Source organism: Actinoplanes flavus (assembly GCF_017592555.1).
In the GTDB taxonomy this organism is placed as follows: Bacteria; Actinomycetota; Actinomycetes; order Mycobacteriales; family Micromonosporaceae; genus Actinoplanes; species Actinoplanes flavus.
Genome location: NZ_JAGFNS010000013.1, coordinates 15,747 through 31,995 on the forward strand (window position 1 = coordinate 15,747; position 16,249 = coordinate 31,995).

General features: G+C 71.5%; 13 protein-coding genes. 4 read left to right on the forward strand and 9 right to left on the reverse strand.

The features are described from left to right. Window positions 1–21: 21 nt before the first annotated feature. Window positions 22–1,854, reverse strand: a complete 1,833-nt coding sequence (locus tag J5X75_RS20475) for a S8 family serine peptidase (protein WP_208469014.1) — start codon at window positions 1,852–1,854, stop codon at window positions 22–24. A gap of 130 nt (window positions 1,855–1,984) precedes the next feature. Between J5X75_RS20475 and J5X75_RS20480 the strand changes: the two genes are divergently transcribed. After that, a complete protein-coding gene (locus J5X75_RS20480) occupies window positions 1,985–3,079 on the forward strand; it encodes an LCP family protein (RefSeq protein WP_208469015.1) in 1,095 nt (364 codons plus the stop codon). A gap of 19 nt (window positions 3,080–3,098) precedes the next feature. Continuing rightward, window positions 3,099–4,514, forward strand: coding sequence for a M1 family metallopeptidase (locus J5X75_RS20485; protein ID WP_208469016.1), 1,416 nt, complete (start codon window positions 3,099–3,101; stop codon window positions 4,512–4,514). Between the two features lie 457 nt (window positions 4,515–4,971). On the opposite strand, the gene J5X75_RS20490 is transcribed toward J5X75_RS20485, so the two are convergent. After that, window positions 4,972–6,093 carry a GuaB3 family IMP dehydrogenase-related protein gene (locus tag J5X75_RS20490; protein WP_208469017.1) on the reverse strand — a complete coding sequence of 374 codons (1,122 nt, stop codon included), beginning with the start codon at window positions 6,091–6,093 and terminating at the stop codon, window positions 4,972–4,974. Between the two features lie 24 nt (window positions 6,094–6,117). Further along, window positions 6,118–7,605, reverse strand: a complete 1,488-nt coding sequence (gene guaB, locus J5X75_RS20495; protein WP_208469018.1) for an IMP dehydrogenase — start codon at window positions 7,603–7,605, stop codon at window positions 6,118–6,120. A 119-nt stretch (window positions 7,606–7,724) separates the two neighbouring features. Here guaB and J5X75_RS20500 point away from each other — a divergent pair, with 119 nt between their 5' ends. Beyond that, window positions 7,725–8,123, forward strand: coding sequence for a DUF5319 domain-containing protein (locus J5X75_RS20500; protein ID WP_208469019.1), 399 nt, complete (start codon window positions 7,725–7,727; stop codon window positions 8,121–8,123). A 156-nt stretch (window positions 8,124–8,279) separates the two neighbouring features. Here the strand turns inward: J5X75_RS20500 and J5X75_RS20505 are convergent, their stop codons facing one another. Continuing rightward, window positions 8,280–9,134, reverse strand: coding sequence for a response regulator transcription factor (locus J5X75_RS20505; protein ID WP_183222899.1), 855 nt, complete (start codon window positions 9,132–9,134; stop codon window positions 8,280–8,282). A 231-nt stretch (window positions 9,135–9,365) separates the two neighbouring features. On the opposite strand from J5X75_RS20505, the gene J5X75_RS20510 reads away from it, so the two are divergent. Further along, a complete protein-coding gene (locus J5X75_RS20510; RefSeq protein WP_208469020.1) occupies window positions 9,366–9,752 on the forward strand; it encodes a WhiB family transcriptional regulator in 387 nt (128 codons plus the stop codon). A 159-nt stretch (window positions 9,753–9,911) separates the two neighbouring features. On the opposite strand, the gene J5X75_RS20515 is transcribed toward J5X75_RS20510, so the two are convergent. The 5 genes from J5X75_RS20515 to J5X75_RS20535 are packed head-to-tail and all read right to left on the reverse strand — an operon-like array spanning window position 9,912 to window position 16,211. Further along, entirely contained in the window at window positions 9,912–11,546 is a 1,635-nt protein-coding gene (locus J5X75_RS20515) for a molybdopterin-dependent oxidoreductase (protein WP_208469021.1), read from the reverse strand. 29 nt (window positions 11,547–11,575) lie between these two features. Next, window positions 11,576–13,105, reverse strand: a complete 1,530-nt coding sequence (locus J5X75_RS20520) for a M16 family metallopeptidase (RefSeq protein WP_208469022.1) — start codon at window positions 13,103–13,105, stop codon at window positions 11,576–11,578. Next, window positions 13,102–13,590: a hypothetical protein gene (locus J5X75_RS20525; RefSeq protein ID WP_208469023.1), complete on the reverse strand. Its 489-nt coding sequence runs from the start codon at window positions 13,588–13,590 to the stop codon at window positions 13,102–13,104. Before J5X75_RS20525 ends, J5X75_RS20520 begins: the two co-directional genes overlap by 4 nt. A 21-nt stretch (window positions 13,591–13,611) precedes the next feature. Next, window positions 13,612–15,306: a peptidase M16 family protein gene (locus J5X75_RS20530; RefSeq protein ID WP_208469024.1), complete on the reverse strand. Its 1,695-nt coding sequence runs from the start codon at window positions 15,304–15,306 to the stop codon at window positions 13,612–13,614. Beyond that, window positions 15,303–16,211 carry a hypothetical protein gene (locus J5X75_RS20535; protein WP_238488673.1) on the reverse strand — a complete coding sequence of 303 codons (909 nt, stop codon included), beginning with the start codon at window positions 16,209–16,211 and terminating at the stop codon, window positions 15,303–15,305. Before J5X75_RS20535 ends, J5X75_RS20530 begins: the two co-directional genes overlap by 4 nt. Window positions 16,212–16,249 lie beyond the last annotated feature (38 nt).

Consider the following 16,249-nt stretch of genomic DNA (forward strand, 5'->3'; position numbering starts at 1 on the left):
CGGATGAGCACCCCGGCCGCGTCAGGCCCGGTAGTAGGTGCGAATCGTGGTGTACCGCACGTTGCCGGCCTTGTCGTAGGCGCGGACCCGGACCTTCATCGTCTTCTTCTGGCTCGCGACCTTGAACGACAGCACGTAGCCGGCCTTCGTGTCGGTCGCCACCACCTTGCCGTTGACCAGCAGCTGGACCTTGCTGATCCCGGACCTGTCGGCGGCCTTCACGTACACCTTGACGGTGCCCTTGACCTTGGCCTTGTTCGACGGGGCCTTGGAGATCGACACGGTCGGGAGCACGTTGTCCGCGATCACCGTCCGGGCCGGCAGCCAGGCGGTGTTGCCGGCCTTGTCGTGCACCCGCAGCTGCACCTTGATCGCGCCGTTGCGGCCGGCCGTCTTCAGCACCGGGGCGAACGGGGCGGTGTAGTCCCAGCTGTGCCACTTGCCGTCGACGTAGAGGTCGACGGCCCGGATACCGGACCAGTCGTCCTTCAGGCCGAGCGGGGTGATCGCCACGTTGCCGCGGACCTTGGCGTTCTGCGCCGGGCTGGTGCCGGTGCCGGTCGGCGCCTTGGTGTCGGTGCCCCTGGTCAGCGCGGCGGCCGCGTCGACCATGCCGTAGCGGTTCCAGTTGCCGTTCGGCCGCGCCGAGCTGGTGATCGCCCGCTGCATGCTCCACCCGCTGTAGTTCGGGTTCTTCGACTTGACCAGGGCGGCCACCCCGGCGACCAGCGGCGAGGAGAACGAGGTGCCCTGGATCTCGTAGTCGTCGTAGACGATGGCGCCGGAGCTGTCCCGGATGGTCAGCCAGCACGAGTCGCGGCTGTCCCAGCAGTACGTGCCGTTGCGCTGCATGGCCGCGGTGATGGCGGGCGCCGAGACGTCCACCCAGCTGCCGTGGTTGGAGAACTCGACCCGCTCACCGGGATTCGACTTGTTCCGGGTGTTGGTGCCGCCGACCGCGAGCACGTCCGCGTACGCCGCGGGGTAGCTGTAGGCGCTGGTCCCGTCGTTGCCGGCCGCCGCGACGACCAGGGCGCCCTGCCCGTTGGCCCAGGCCACCGCGTCCTTGAGGACGGCCGACGACTGGCTGCCGCCGAGCGACATGTTGATGATCTTCGCGCCCCGCTTGACCGCGTAGATGATGCCCTGCGCGATCTGCGAGTAGCTTCCGCTGCCCTGGCTGCTGAGCACCTTGACCGGCAGGATCTTGCACTTGGCGCAGACGCCCGCGATCCCGGCCCCGTTGTTCGGCGTGGCGGCGATCAGCGAGGAGACGATCGTGCCGTGCCCCTCGTCGTCGGTCGCGTTGCTGTCCCGGTTGTGGAAGTCGTAGCCGGACAGCACCTTGCCGGCCAGGTCGCCGGTGGCGGTCACGCCGGTGTCCAGGACCGCGACCGTCACCTCCGCGCCGGTGGTGGTGTCCCACGCCGTCGGCACCCGCAGCTGCCCCAGCTCGGGCTGCCGGCCGGCGGTGAAGTACGGGTCGTTCGGCGCCACGTCCAGCTTCTTGGCCATCGGGTCGACCTGGACGTACGAGACGTTGGGGTCGAGCTTGAGCGCCGCCGTGACCGCGACGGCCTGGGCCTTCGGCACCTCGATGGACTTGGCCCGGATCTCGCTGAGCAGGCTGCGGGCCATCGAGCCCTTGGCGTCGGCCTTGGCCAGGCCGAGACGGCTCAGGCTGGGCAGGTCGACGTCGGCGTCGACACCCGCGCGCAGGCCCACGACCAGGCGCACCGGAAGCTCGCGGCTGGAACCGGTGACCGAGGCGTTGGCGGTGGGAGCAAAGCTGGCGCCCGCGAGAAGGGCAGCGGCAGCCAGACCGACGACGACGCGCCGGTGAGTGGATTTCATACTCGGACGGCCTCCCCATGAGTCGATCCGTCGATCGACGAATCGGCCGCGCAAGCCTACCGGTGATCTTAAATTCGGCAATACCCACGTGGCATTGAGCACTACCGTGATCTCATTTACTGTTCGCGCTATGCGGAACAGCAAGATCACCTGGTCGATCGTGGCCGGCACCGGCCTCGCGCTGGTCGCCGGAGTGGGCGTCGCCATCGCGGTCAACCGGGGCCCCGCCGAGCCGGCCGCGGCGCCGGCCGCCCCCTCGGCGAGCGCCGTGCCCACGGTGAGCGCCCCGTCGGCACCGCCGGCACCGTCACCCGGCGCCGACATCAAAGGGCCGCTCGACCTGGTGCTGATCGGCGTCGACACCCGGCTGAGCATCCCCGGCTACGAGCCGCACGCCGACACGATCATGCTGTTGCACGTGGAGGCCGACCTCGAGTCCGCCTATCTGTATTCGCTGCCACGTGATCTGCGGGTCCAGATGCCGGCGTACAAGAAATCCGGTTTCCGGGGCGGCAAATACAAGATCACCGAAGCGATGAGCCGCGGTTCGCGCATCCCGGGCTCGAAGAAGAAAAGCGTGGAGCAGGGTTACGAACTGCTCACGAAGAGTCTCAGCGCGTACACCGGGATCAAGACCTTCCACGCCGGCGCGATCCTCAATTTCCGCGGCCTCGACAAGCTGGTCGACAAACTCGGCGGCATCGACGTGGTGGTCGATCAGAAGGTGAAGTCCCGGCACCGCCGGCCGGACGGCACGATGCGGACGCAGTCCGGCAGCGACTACAGCGGGCCGCAGGCCACCTACCTGCCCGGCAACCGGCACCTGATCGGCTGGCAGGCGCTCGACTACGCCCGGCAGCGCTACGGGCTGCCCAACGGCGACTACGACCGCCAGCGGCACCACCGGCAGCTCGTCGAGGCGATCCTCACCAAGGCGATGGCGCAGGGCATGGAGGACCCGTCGAAACTGGGCGGGCTGATCAACGCGCTCGGCGAGGCCCTGGTCTACGTGGGCGGCCGTACGCCGTTCGAGTACGCGTACGCCCTCCGGAACCTCACCGCGCAGGACATCACCACCGTGTCGCTTCCCGGCGGCGGCGTCGGCAGCGGCGGCGGCTACCTCGGTGAGCAGCTCAAAGCCGAGGGCAAGGGCTTCCTGAAGGCGCTCTCCCAGGGCACCCACGTCGCCTACCTGAAGGCACACCCCAAACTGGTGGACAAGTAGTGGACGTAATCTTCAGACCATGAAACGACGGGCCGGCGGGCTGATCCTCCTGTTGCTGCTGTCCGGGTGCACCGGCGGCGAGCGCGAGCCGGAGACGGCCCGGTCGGCGTCCCCGGCCGCCAGCTTCGGGCCGGGCGCGGTCGGCGCCGGCGATCCGTACTTCCCCACCTACGGCAACGGGGGCTACGACGTCGGCGGCTACGACCTGGCGCTGCGCTACGACCCGGCGACCGGCAAGCTGGACGGCACCGCCACCATCACGGCCACCGCCACGCAGGACCTGTCCCGGTTCAATCTTGACCTGGCACACCTGAAAGCCACCACCGTCCTGGTGGACGGCGCCCCGGCCACCGTGTCCGCCGCCGGCAACGAGCTGGTGGTCACCCCGGCCGCCGGCATCCCGAAGGGCCGCGCCTTCACCACCGTGGTGAGCTACGGCGGCGTGCCGAAGCAGCTGGAGAACGAGACCCTCGGCGCGGGCGGCTGGCTGCGCGTGGGCAAGGACGGCGCGATCGCGCTGGGTCAGCCCGAGTCGGCGAGCACCTGGTTCCCGGTCAACGACCACCCGTCGGACAAGGCGACCTTCAAGCTGGCGATGACCGTGCCGGACGGCGTCGAGGCACTCGGCAACGGGGTGGCCGGCAACCGGGACACGGTGGACGGCTGGACCACCTGGCGCTGGTCCGAGGAGTCGCCGATGGCCAGCTATCTCGCCACCGTCGTGATCGGGCAGTACAAGATCACCACCGGCACGCACGCCGGGCGGCCCATGATCACGGCGATCCCCGAGTCGCTGCCCGCGAACGGCCCGGCCGCCAAGTCGCTGGCCCGCACCGGCGAGATCACCGACTTCCTGGAGACACAGTTCGGGCCGTACCCGTTCCGGGCCAACGGTGGCGTGGTGGTCGACGAGGAGGAGATCCGCTACGCCCTGGAGACGCAGGCCCGCCCGGTCTACGGCAACACCTTCTTCGACTCCGGCGAGAACACCGGGGTGGTCGCGCACGAGCTGGCCCACCAGTGGTTCGGCGACAGCGTGGCGCTCAGCCGCTGGCAGGACATCTGGCTCAACGAGGGCTTCGCCACCTACGCCGAGGCGCTGTGGTCGGAGCACACCGGCGGCAAGACGGCGCAGCAGATCTTCGACCAGAGCTACCGCGCCTTCGACTGGACCGAGACCCCCGGCGACCCCGGCCCGCGCCGCATCTTCAGCGACGCCGTCTACGAACGCGGCGGCATGACCGTCCACGCGCTGCGCAAGACCATCGGCGACGAGGCCTTCTTCAAGCTGATCAAATCCTGGGCCGCCGACCATCGCGACGGCAACGTCACCACGGAACAGTTCATCGAAGCCGCCGAGACCGCCTCCGGCAAGGATCTCGACGCCTTCTTCGAGGCCTGGCTCAACGGCAAGACCAGACCCCCGAAACCCTAGATCTCGTACGACAGAGCCGCGATCCCCCGCCCACTCCCGCCCGTGCCGCGCCCGCCGGGCGGAGATCGGTGGTCCACCTGCCCGTGCGGCTGACGCCGCACGGACCGACCCGAACGGCTGACGCCGCACGGACCGACCCGGGCGGCTGACGCCGCACGGCCCCCGGGGTCCGGCTCGCTCTCAGGGCTGTCGCCAGCCCCGCGAAACAGCCCCCAGAGCCAGCCGCAAAGATCCACCTACGGAACCCCGGCCACGGAACGCTCACGCTGAGCTGGACGGCGGTGCACTCACCCTCCCCCGCAAAACGCCGCCGGTGGCGAGGCAAGTGATTTGCCGACGCCAGCGGGGTGTGCTGGCGGCGGGAAATCACCTGCCTCGCCACCGGTTACAAGGCGTTTGCCGCGGAGCGAAGCGGAGCAAAGCAAGCACAGCGGAGCCATCAAGCACAGCGGAGCAATCAAGCACGGTCGAGGACCAGTGCCACCTTCTGGAACTCCTTGACGTCGCGGTAGCCGCACTTGGCCATCGCGCGCCGCAGGCCGCCGAAGAGGTTGAGCTGGCCGTCCGGGCGGTCGGCCGGGCCGTACAGGACCTCTTCGAGGGTGCCGTCGGGCTCGCCGGCGATGCAGAACCCACCGCGCGGCAGGGCCGGGTGACTGGCGGCCGAGTGCCACCAGGCGCCACCGGCCGGGGCGCCTTCGGCGAGCGACAGCGGCTCGCCCAGCATGACCGCGTCGGCGCCGCAGCCGATCGCCTTGGCGATGTCGCCGGAGGTGGCGATGCCGCCGTCGGCGATGAGGTGCACATACCGGCCGCCGGTCTCGTCCAGGTAGTCGCGGCGGGCGGCCGCGGCGTCGGCGATCGCGGTGGCCATCGGCACCCGGATGCCGAGCACGGTGTCCGTCGTGGACCATTCGTCGGCGCCGACACCGACGATGACGCCGGCCGCGCCGGTCCGCATCAGGTGCAGGGCCGTCTTGTAGTCGGTGCAGCCGCCGACGATGACCGGCAGGTCCAGGTCGGCGATGAACTCCTTGAGGTTGAGCGGCTCGTCGGTGGTGGAGACGTGCTCGGCCGAGACCAGGGTGCCCTGGATGACGAGCAGGTCCACGCCGGCGTCGAGGATCACCGGGGCGAGCGCCAGGGTGTGCTGCGGCGACACCCGGACGGCCACGGTGACGCCGCCCTCGCGGATCTGCCGCACCCGCGCGCCGATCAGCTCCGGCTTGATCGGCTCGGAGTAGACCTCCTGGAGCCGCCTGGTGGCGTCGGCGTCCTCGTCCAGCGAGGCCAGCTCTTCGAGGATCTTGGAGGGGTCCTCGTAGCGGGTCCACAGGCCCTCGGCGTTGAGCACGCCCAGGCCGCCGAGGCGGCCCAGGGCGATCACCGAGTCCGGGCTCTGGGTGGCGTCCGACGGGTGCGCGACGCAGGGGATCTTGAAGGGGTACGCGTCGAGCTTCCACTCGGTCGACACGTCGTCCACGTCGCGGGTGCGACGGCTCGGAACGATGGCGATGTCGTCCAGGTGGTAGCCACGCTGGGCGGTCTTGCCCAGGCCGATCTCCACGACGTCACGCATGGCAGGCAGTCCTTAAGGGGTGGGTTAGCGCGAGTGGTAGTTCGGAGCTTCGACGGTCATCTGGATGTCGTGCGGGTGGCTCTCCTTGAGCCCGGCCGCCGTGATCCGGATGAGCTGTCCCCGCTCCTGCAGGTCGGGGATGGTCTCCGCGCCCACGTAGCCCATGGCCGCGCGCAGCCCGCCGATGAGCTGGTGCGCCACCCTGGACAGAGGACCACGATAGGGCACCTGACCCTCGACGCCCTCGGGAACCAGCTTGTCCTCGTTCACATCCTGCTGGAAGTAACGGTCCTTCGAGTACGACTTGGCCTGGCCACGGGACTGCATGGCGCCGAGCGAGCCCATTCCCCGGTACGACTTGAACTGCTTGCCGTTCACGAAGATCAGCTCGCCGGGGCTCTCCTCCGAGCCGGCCAGCAGGCTGCCCAGCATCACGGTGCTGGCGCCGGCCACGATCGCCTTGGCGATGTCGCCGCTGTATTGGATGCCGCCGTCGCCGATGACCGGGACGCCGGCCGGACGGCAGGCCCGGGACGCCTCCATGATGGCGGTTATCTGCGGCACGCCGACGCCCGCCACGATCCGGGTGGTGCAGATCGCGCCCGGCCCGACACCGACCTTGACGGCGTCGGCGCCCGCCTCGACCAGGGCCTTGGCCCCCGCGTACGTCGCGACGTTGCCACCCACGATGTCGATCGTGGTGTCCTTCTTCAGCCGGGCGACCATCTCCAGCACGGCACGCTGGTGACCGTGCGCGGTGTCGACGATGACCACGTCCACACCCGCGTCGATCAGGGCACGGGCCCGCTTGTACGACTCGTCGCCCACACCGACGGCGGCCGCGACCCGGAGCCGGCCCTGCGGGTCCTTGGCGGCGTTCGGGTACTGCTCGCTCTTGGTGAAGTCCTTCACGGTGATCAGCCCGCGCAGGTGACCGCTCTCGTCGACCAGCGGCAGCTTCTCCACCTTGTGGCGGGCCAGCAGGGCCAGCGCCTCGTCCTTGCTCACCCCGACCGGGGCGGTGATCAGCGGCGCCTTCGTCATCACGTCGCGCACCTTGGCGTCGAGGTCGCTGACGAACCGCATGTCCCGGTTGGTGACGATGCCGACCAGCACGCCCTCGCCGTCGACCACCGGGGCGCCGGAGATCCGGTACCGGCCGCAGAGCGCGTCCACCTGGCGCAGCGTGTCGTCCGGCCCGCAGGTGATCGGGTGGGTGATCATGCCGGACTCGGAGCGCTTCACCAGGTCGACCTGGGCCGCCTGGTCCTCCACGGAGAGATTGCGGTGGAGCACGCCGATGCCGCCCTGCCGGGCCATGGCGATCGCCATCCGCGCCTCGGTGACGGTGTCCATGCCCGCGGAGAGCAGCGGGATCGACAGCTCGACGTTTCTGGTCAGGCGCGTAACGGTGTTGACCCGGCTTGGCACGACGTCCGATTCGCCGGGCTGCAGCAGCACGTCGTCGAAGGTCAGACCGAGAGGAACGGTACGAGCGCTGTCAGTTTCCACAAATCATCCCTAGAGAAGAGGCGGAGTTCATCATCCTACCCATCCCGGGCGCGGCACCCGGGCGGCGGACAGAACGTGCGGGCCAGCACACACACGCGGGAGGTGAGTACGGTATGAGGGTGCAAGATGAGCCGATCGACCCGTTCAACGGCGACCCGACCGACCCGGCCGCCGGTCTCGACGACCTCAACGAGGACGCCGAGTCCGAACCGCTGACCGAGGACGAGCGGCAGGATGTCCTGGAGGACCTCTCCGACCTGGAGATCTATCAGGCGCTGCTCAGTCCGACGGGCATCCGCGGGCTGGTGATCGAGTGCGAGGACTGCCACGAGCCGCACTACTTCGACTGGGACCTGCTGCGCGGCAACCTGCGCCATCTGCTGAGCAGCGGCCGTCCGCGGGTGCACGAGCCCGCCTACGATCCGGACCCCGACCACTACGTGACCTGGGAGTACGCGCGTGGATACGCCGACGGCGTCCACGACACATTGACCGAAGGCACGGACGATGCCGACTAGGCTCCGCTTCGCTCCGCGGCAGAACGCCTGGTAGCCGGTGGGGAGGCGGGCGATTCTCCGCCGTCCGCAAACCCCACGGACGTCGAAGAATCGCTCGCCTCCCCACCGGCGGCGTTTTGCGAGGGTGACCAGCCCCCTCGTACCAAAACGATCTTCTTAAGCGACCAGCCCCGCTCGGAAGCCGGCCGCGACCGCATGTGCGCGGTCCCGGGCGCCGAGCTTGCGGAACAGCCGCCGGGCGTGCGTCTTGACGGTGTCCTCCGAGACGAAGAGTTCCCGGCCGATCTCGGCGTTGCTCTTCCCGTCCGCCATCCCCCGTAGCACCTGCAACTCACGCTCGGTGAGCGTGAGCCGCCGACCGGCGGGCTGCGCGTCGGTCATCCCGACACCCGCCTCGTTGCCGGGCCACGCCACCATCGGCCGGCCGGTGGCCGGATCGATCGGGGCGTCGCCGCGCTGTGACGGAACCATCGGCGCGTTGGGGCCGAGCATGGCCGGCACCGCCGCGGCGTTGTGCACGCCGATGCCGCCCGGCCCCTGCTGATACTGCCCCCGCGCGCCGGGCGAGTTGTTGTTGCGGACGCCGCCGGCCACGGTGGCCGGCTGCGCGTTCGAGCCGTTGATCGGCATGCCTTGCGGGCGTACCGGTAGCAGGAGCAGGAGCAGCGCTTTCGCGACGACACTGACCAGGTCGTGCTCGACGCCGCGGATGACGCCCCGGGCTCCGGCGGCGACGGCCGCCGCCGCCACCCGCGGGTCTTCGGCACCGAAGAGCACCACTTGTGCCTGGGGGGCGCGGGCAAGTACGCGCCGGGTGAAGCCGACGCTGTCGGGCCGGGTCACGGCGGTGTCGGCCAGGACCACTTCGGCGGGCCGTTCCGCCAGTCGGATCATGGCCTCGGTCTCGCTGACCGCGGTCCGGACGACGCCGGTCATGCCGAGCCGGGCCGCGGTGGACGCGACGGTCTGGGCCGCCAGCGGGGTTCGGACGCACACGAGGACGGTACGCACAGTGATCCTCCTTCTCTCTCAGAGGAGATCACGCGAGGGCCGCAGCATTACGCGCTTTAGATGGAAAAAACGGGAAAGAAAGGTATGACTTGCCACCCCTTTGCCATACCGCTCGCGAAGACATCGACATGTTGCGTGTGAGCCGGCGATAGCCGGGGTACACCCGCGAAAGGCCTGAGTCAGGCCCCTCACGACGAACGCTCCGCGGTGCCGCGCGGGAGGAGGGTGTTGATGTCGAACGTTCGCAGACTGCCCGGGCCCATCGCCGATCTGTGGGATTGGCAGAGACTCGGGCTCTGCCGGGGCCGGGACAGTGCACAGTTCTTCCACCCCGACGGCGAGCGCGGGTCGTCCCGCAGTCGTCGCGAGGCAAAGGCCAAGACGATGTGCGGCGCGTGCCCGGTCCGGGCGGAGTGCGCCGCGCACGCCCTCGCCGTTCGCGAGCCGTACGGTGTCTGGGGAGGTTTCAGCGAATCGGAGCGGCTGCGGCTGCTCGCGGTCGGCTGGGAGGACCTTGCCGATCGTCACGGACGGGTCGACCTGACCCGGCTCGAAGCACGCCTCGGACGGCCCCACAAAACGGCGGTACCCGTGCAACGGCAGGCTCCGGCGGCCTGACGTCGCCCGGCGCGCGGCATCACCACACGGCTTCCGGCACGGTCCTCCGCGGAGGACCGTGTCGAGTGGTTCAGCGGTTCTTCAACCGCATTGGTGGACATGCAAGCCACCGTATGAGCGACTTGCTTTCCCGAGTCGGACCGAAAGTGCGGCTTTCAACTACCCGATGTCGACTGTCACCTGGTGCCAGCCGGTCGCCCCGTCGGGTGCCGGCAGGGCCTCCTCCGAGGTCTGTGTCACCCCATCGAGATCGGTCGCGCGTACCCGTAAGGTGTGCCGTCCGGCGGAGGCGTCCCAGGTGAGGCTCCACTGCCGCCAGGTGTCCGCGGAAGTCGCCGCGGCCAGCGTGGCGGTGCGCCACTCCCCGTCGTCGACCTGCACCTCGACCTTGGCGATGCCGCGATGTGTCGCCCATGCGACGCCGCCGACCGTGACCGGTCCGGCCGGACGCTCAGCGCCGTCGCGCGGGGTGTCGATGCGCGACTGCGTCTTCACCGGCGCCTGCGCCGACCACCCCCGGGGCACCCAGTAGGCGTCGAAGTCGGCGAACCTGGTCAGTTCGATCTCGGTGATCCATTTGCAGGCGGACACGTAGCCGTACAGTCCGGGAACGACCATCCGGACCGGGAAGCCGTGCTCGACCGGCAGCGCCTCGCCGTTCATCCCGATAGCCAGCAGCGCGTCCCGGCCGTCGCGCAGCACCGCGGTCGGCGTCCCGCAGGTCCAGCCGTCCACCGACCGCTGCACCACCTGATCGGCCTCGGGCAGCGGGTCCGCCTCGTCGAGCAGCGCCTTGACCGGGGTGCCGAGCCAGAGCGCGTTGCCGATCAGGTCGCCACCCACCTCGTTCGACACGCAGGCGATCGTCAGGTAGCGCTCGATCATGGGACGGCGCAGCAGATCGGCGAAGGTGACGGTGATCGGATTGCGCACCATCCCGTGGATCCGCAGCTCCCACGTTGCCGGGTCGACCTGCGGGGTGACCAGGGCGGTGTCGATCCGGTAGAAGGTCCGGTTCGGCGTGACCCAGGGCGCCGCGCCGGGCGCCTGCACGGCCGCGGGCGGCATCGGGGCGGGCTCCACCGGCGCCGGGAGCGCGATCGACCGCCGGGCCGCGCTCACCGCGCGCCTCGAGGTGAGCAGACGGCCGCCGACGCCTCCGGCCGCCGCGATCACACCCACGATCCCCAGATCACGGACGAATCGGCGGCGGCTTCCTTCTCTCTCGTACGGGGTTCGCGGGTCCCCGACCGCAACGACGTGTCCCGTCCGGCGGGCGCCGGCGTCGTCGTGGTCCGGGCCGTCGCCCGCCGCCGGGCGGGGCTGCCCACTCACCGGCTCGGCCGCACCCACGGCGGCCGGCTCGACGGCCCGTGCCCGTCGCAGCAGGTGGTGCAGGACCAGGACGGCCACGGCCGCGCCGACCAGGGCCGGCAGCACCGCGCCCGGACCGGCCCCGGGACGGGTCAGCGCCGCCGCCGCGCCCACCGCCCCGAACAGCGCGATCCCGCCGACCGCGAGCGCCCACCGCCGCCGGCCCAGCACGCCGACCCCGTAGGCGTACCCGGTGAGCAGCAGGCCCGTACCGATGAGCAGTGCGGTCTTGTCGTGTGTCCCGAAGACCGCGATGCCGAAGTCCTTGACCGGCGCCGGAACGTGGTCGACCACCACGCCGCCGACCGCGACCAGCGGCGCGGACCGGGAGCTGGTCGCGGCCGCGACCAGCTCGGCGACGCCGAGCGCGGCGGCGGCCGCCGCGATCCCGGCCAGTCCGGCGCGTACCGATGCCCTCACATCACCATCCTGCCTCGCGCGCGGCCCGCTCACCGTCCCCGGATGCGGCGGATCGCCCCGGTCACCATCCGCTCGGCGGCACTGGGCGGCCGCTCCGCGGGCTTCGGCGCGGGCGGGCGCGGTATCCGGTCCGGGCCGCGGGCCGGCATGGGCACGCGCAGGTCCGGGTGGGTGCGGGCGTCCAGGGCGGCGACCAGTGCCGGGCCGCTCGGGAAGAGGGTCGGCTCGACGTGCACGTGAACGGCGTCGTGCCCGACGAATCGCCGGGCTCCGTCCGGCCACTGGAGCACCGCCGAGCATTCCGCGAACAGCACCGTGGCGACCGAGTCCCCGCCGGCCAGGCTGACCCCGGTCTCCCCGGCGACGAGGCGGATCCCGGGTTCGCCGAGCGCCGGGTAGGCGGTGCCGTCGACGGTCCGCTCGGATCCGGTGGGCGCGGCCGTGTACCCGGCCCAGTCGGCCTCGCTGCGCCCGGCCGTCATGAGCAGCCCGTCGGCGCAGGCCGCGGCGGCGACCGCGGCGACGCTGTCCCGGGTGACCGTGTCCAGTTCGGCGAGCACCTCGTCGAGGTTCCGCACCGGGCGGCCGTCGAGCAGGTCGAACACCTGGCCGGGCAGCCGGACGCCGGTCTCCTCGGCGCGGGTGAGTTCCTCCCGGTGCTGACCGGCGACGGTGGCGACCTCGGCCTCGTCGATCTGCCCGAGCCGGGCGGCGGCGAGCACGTCGACGAACCCGCCGAGCACGGCGCCCTGTTTCTCCGGCAGCGCGTCGGCGACCGCGGTGAGCAGTGCCCGGCCGCCGGCGCGCGGGTGGTACTCGGTGTGCACGTGGTAGGAGAGCCCGCTCTCCTGGCGCAGCGACCGGAACAGCGACCGTTTCAGCACGTCGGCGAAGACCGCGGTGCTCGGGCCACGGTCCACCACGGCGTCCCAGGCCACCACGTTGGAGCCGCCGGCGAAGTACGCCGGGCGCACCGGAAGGGCGGAGGAGGGCGTGGGCGCCGGCCGGCGCGTGCCCTCGGGAAGATCGAGCTGGAGCCCGGCGGGCACGCCGGGCCCGGCGATCCAGAGCGCCGCGTTCCGCCGGTTGAAGTAGCGGGCCGTCCAGGCGCGCAGATCGTCGGGGGTGAGCCCGGTCAGGCCCCACTCCGGGTAGCCGGGCATGCCGTGGTCGCGGGCCCCGTGCCGCCACAGCGCGAGGGCGTCGGCCGCGCTCTCGCCACGGCCGTTCTCCTCGGTCCGCAGGATCTCCTTCTCGGTGGCGAGCCGGTGCATCGGCAGGTCGTGCAGCCCGGCGCAGACGCCGTTGAGGAACGCGACGATGTCGGCCTCGGCGCCCTGCATGTGGAAGAACGTGTGCTCGACGCCGGTGGACCCGTTGTAGTGGTAGTCGGCCACCCCGAAGGAGAACAGCGCGAGGTGCTCGATGAGGTGGGTGATGCCGCGCCGGGCCAGCGGCTCGTCGGCGAGGCCGACCCGGAAGACCAGACCGGCGTGCATCGGGCCGGTGGTCGGCGCGACCAGAGCGGGAATCCCGTCGACCTCGGTGTGGGTGATCACGACGCCCCCTCGTACGCCCAGGCGCGGGCCTCGCGGATCTGTGACTCGACGTCCCGGCCCACCCGGTCCCATCCGAACGCGGTGGCCCGGTCGCCGAGCGCGGTGAACGCGGCGGCCGCCGAGCGCCGGTCGTCGAGCAGCGTGAACAGGAACGCGAAGGTGCTCAGCGCGTCCACCCAGCCGTACCCGGGGCGGAAGTCCGGATGCCCGATCGACCGCTGCGCGGCCCCGTAGATCTCGGCCCGGACCGCCGGGTCGGACAGGTAGCCGACGGCGTCCCGGTCACCGCCGAAGATGTGCTCGATGTGCGCCTCGGCGATCAGCACGCCGTGCGGCGACCCGGGCGGGGCGGCGGCCATCGGCTCGGCCGGCTCGATCAGTTCCCGGCAGGCCGGCCAGTCACGCCGGGACAGGGCGACCCGCAGGCTCGCGATCTCCGGCTGGGTGGCGGCCCGGTCGAGCACCACGGCGGTCGAACTGATCATGGCGCGCACTATAGATGTGGATCATCTGCGGCGCAGCAGCCTTCTCACCGCCCAGCGCCGGCGCAGCTCGACCACCGAGTCGAGGGAGAGCCACCCGAACATCGCCGTCAGGCCGACGGCCCCCAGCACGGCCTGCCCCTGGAACCGGCGCTCGGTCACGGATTCGACCAGCAACCACACCAGAGCGCCCACGCCCAGGAGCACGAACGGGCCGTAGAAGAGCAAGGCGAAGTACGGCCCCCACCGGGCCCGCCAGGCCGCCAGCCGCGACTCGCCATGCGGGGCCTCCGGCTGCGGGATGGCGACGCGGTCCCGGGGTGGCATGTCGATCCGCAGCCGGGCCGGGATCCGGGCGTCGATCTCCCGTACCACCCGGTCGGCGCCCCGATAGAGGGTCGGCTCGATCCGGGCCGTCACCGCGTCCCGGCCGATCATCCGCCGCCCGCCGTCCGGCCAGGCGAGCAGCAGCGCGCACTCGTCCCAGCGGACCGACGCGATCTGGCCGTACCCGGTCACGCTGATCCCGTCGTCCCCGCTGATCAGGCGCAGACCGCGGTCCTTGCGCCCACGGTGCACGCGGCCGGGAAGCGCGGCTTCCGACATCTCGGGGGCAGCGGTGTAGCCGGCCCAGTCGGCGCTGCTCCCGGGTGGGGTCATCAGCAGCCCGGCGTCGTACGCGGCGGCCGCCACCTCGGTCACGTCCTCGACGGTGACCGCCCGCACCTCGGCCAGCGCCTCGTCGAGGGTCTGCACCTCCCGGCCGGAGAGCAGGTTGAACGCCTGCCCCGGCAGGCGGGCCCCGCGCAGCTCGGAGTCGCGCAGTCCCTCGCAGGTCAGTTTGACGACGGTGGAGACCTCGTCGGGGTCGATCTGCCCGGCCCGCATGGCGGCGAGCACGTCGATCAGCCCGCCGAGCGCCGCCTCCTGCTTCTCCGGCAGCGCGTCGGCGACCGCGATGATCCGGGCGGTGCCGTCGGCGCGCGGAACGTACTCGGTGTGGGGCTGGTAGGAGATGCCGTCGCGGCGGCGCAGGTCGCTCATCATCCGGCGTTCCAGCACGGTGGCGAAGACCGCGGCCCGGGCCTCCCGGCGGACCACGGTGTCCCAGGCGACGGTCCCGCCGGTACGGGAGAAGTAGGCCGGGGTGACCGGCAGCTCGGTGGTGACGGTCGGGGCGGCCCGCCGTTCACCGGACGGCAGGTCGAGTGCCAGCCCCTCCGGGATCTCCTCACCGGCCACCCAGAGCGCGGCGTTCTCCCTGGTGAAGTAGCGGGCTATCCACTCCCGTACGTCGTCCTCGGTGAGCCCGGCGAGCCCCCACTCGGGGTAGCTGGGCACCCCGAAGCCGCGGGCGCCGTGCCGCCACATGGGCAGCGGGTCGCGGTCCGGCGGGGTGCCCTGGACCAGCCGGCGCACCGTGGCGAGCCGGGCCATCGGCGGGTTCCGCACCGCCGCGCACACGCCGCTGAGGAACTCGGCGACCTCGGCGGGCGAGCCCTGCATGTGGAAGTAGGTGTGTTCGGCCCCAGTGGCCCCGAGCTGCTGCCCGTCGGTGCCCAGCCCGTCGGTGACCAGGTGCTCGACGAGCCGGGTGACACCACGCCGGGCCAGTGGCTCGTCGGCCGTGCCGACCCGGAAGACCAGGCCGGCGTGCGTCGGCCCGCTCGTCGGGGCCAGGACCGCCGGAACGCCGTCGACCTCCAACCGCTTGATCACGTGTCGCCTCCCGCCCGTGCCCGGAACTTCTCGATCGTCGCGGCCGGATCGCCGAGGTACTCCCACGGCCACCGGGATCCCAGCTTGCCCAGCGCACGGAACAGCGACGACGCTGCTTCCTGGTCGTTGAGCAGGGAGAACGCCATCGCGAACGTGCTCATCGTCCGGACCCAGCCGTGGGTGCGCCGGAAGTCCGGGTGCCACACCGAGCGCATGGCGGCCTCGCGCAGTTCGGCCCGCACCCGGTCGAGGTCGGTGACCTCGTCGGAGTGCTCGAGGTAGGCCTCCGCCAGCAGGACCGGGTTCGGCGCTCCGGCGGGCGCGGCGGCGGCCGCCTCCTTCGCGAACTCGTATGTCAGCGCGGCGTCCCCGTACCACTTGGTGCAGAGACTCTGCAGCACCTGTTGCTGGCCGGGCAGGTGGTGCGGATCGATCTCGGCGAGCCGGCCGTAGCGGCGGCGGATCTCGGGCAGGCCGAGTCGCAGACCGCGGGCGGTGACCAGCCGGGCGGTCCAGACGGCCGGGTCGTGCGGGCTGCGGGCGGCGGCGTCGACGAGCACCCGCTCGGCCTCGGCGAGCCCGGCCCGGAACGCCACGAACTGTTCCCGGCTCACGTGCTCGGCCCGCACCCTGGTACGGATGTCCCAGGCCGCCTCGGTCAGATGCCGGCCCAGCAGCGCGCCCGCCGTACCGTCGCCGGGGTCTCCGCGCAGCACTCCGCGCAGGAAGTCCTCCAGGCCCTTCTCATCCGAGACGGCCGTGATCAGGTAGGTGCGTTCCGCCTGTTCGGAGGCGTCGAGCAGCTCCCGGCAGGCCGGCCAGTCCCCGGCGTCCAGCGCGGCCCGCAGGTCGGTGATCTTCGGGTACGCGGCCGCCGGGTCCAGATTCGATTGACGCGGGAGCATGGCGGGCAGCATAGATCTCCCGCTATCACCGGTGGATT

Coding starts and splice junctions, on each gene's coding strand:
- J5X75_RS20475 (WP_208469014.1), bottom strand. CDS start 1,854: ATGAAATCCACTCACCGGCGCGTCGTCGTCGGTCTGGCTGCCGCTGCC.
- J5X75_RS20480 (WP_208469015.1), top strand. CDS start 1,985: ATGCGGAACAGCAAGATCACCTGGTCGATCGTGGCCGGCACCGGCCTC.
- J5X75_RS20485 (WP_208469016.1), top strand. CDS start 3,099: ATGAAACGACGGGCCGGCGGGCTGATCCTCCTGTTGCTGCTGTCCGGG.
- J5X75_RS20490 (WP_208469017.1), bottom strand. CDS start 6,093: ATGCGTGACGTCGTGGAGATCGGCCTGGGCAAGACCGCCCAGCGTGGC.
- J5X75_RS20510 (WP_208469020.1), top strand. CDS start 9,366: ATGTCGAACGTTCGCAGACTGCCCGGGCCCATCGCCGATCTGTGGGAT.
- J5X75_RS20525 (WP_208469023.1), bottom strand. CDS start 13,590: ATGATCAGTTCGACCGCCGTGGTGCTCGACCGGGCCGCCACCCAGCCG.
- J5X75_RS20535 (WP_238488673.1), bottom strand. CDS start 16,211: ATGCTCCCGCGTCAATCGAATCTGGACCCGGCGGCCGCGTACCCGAAG.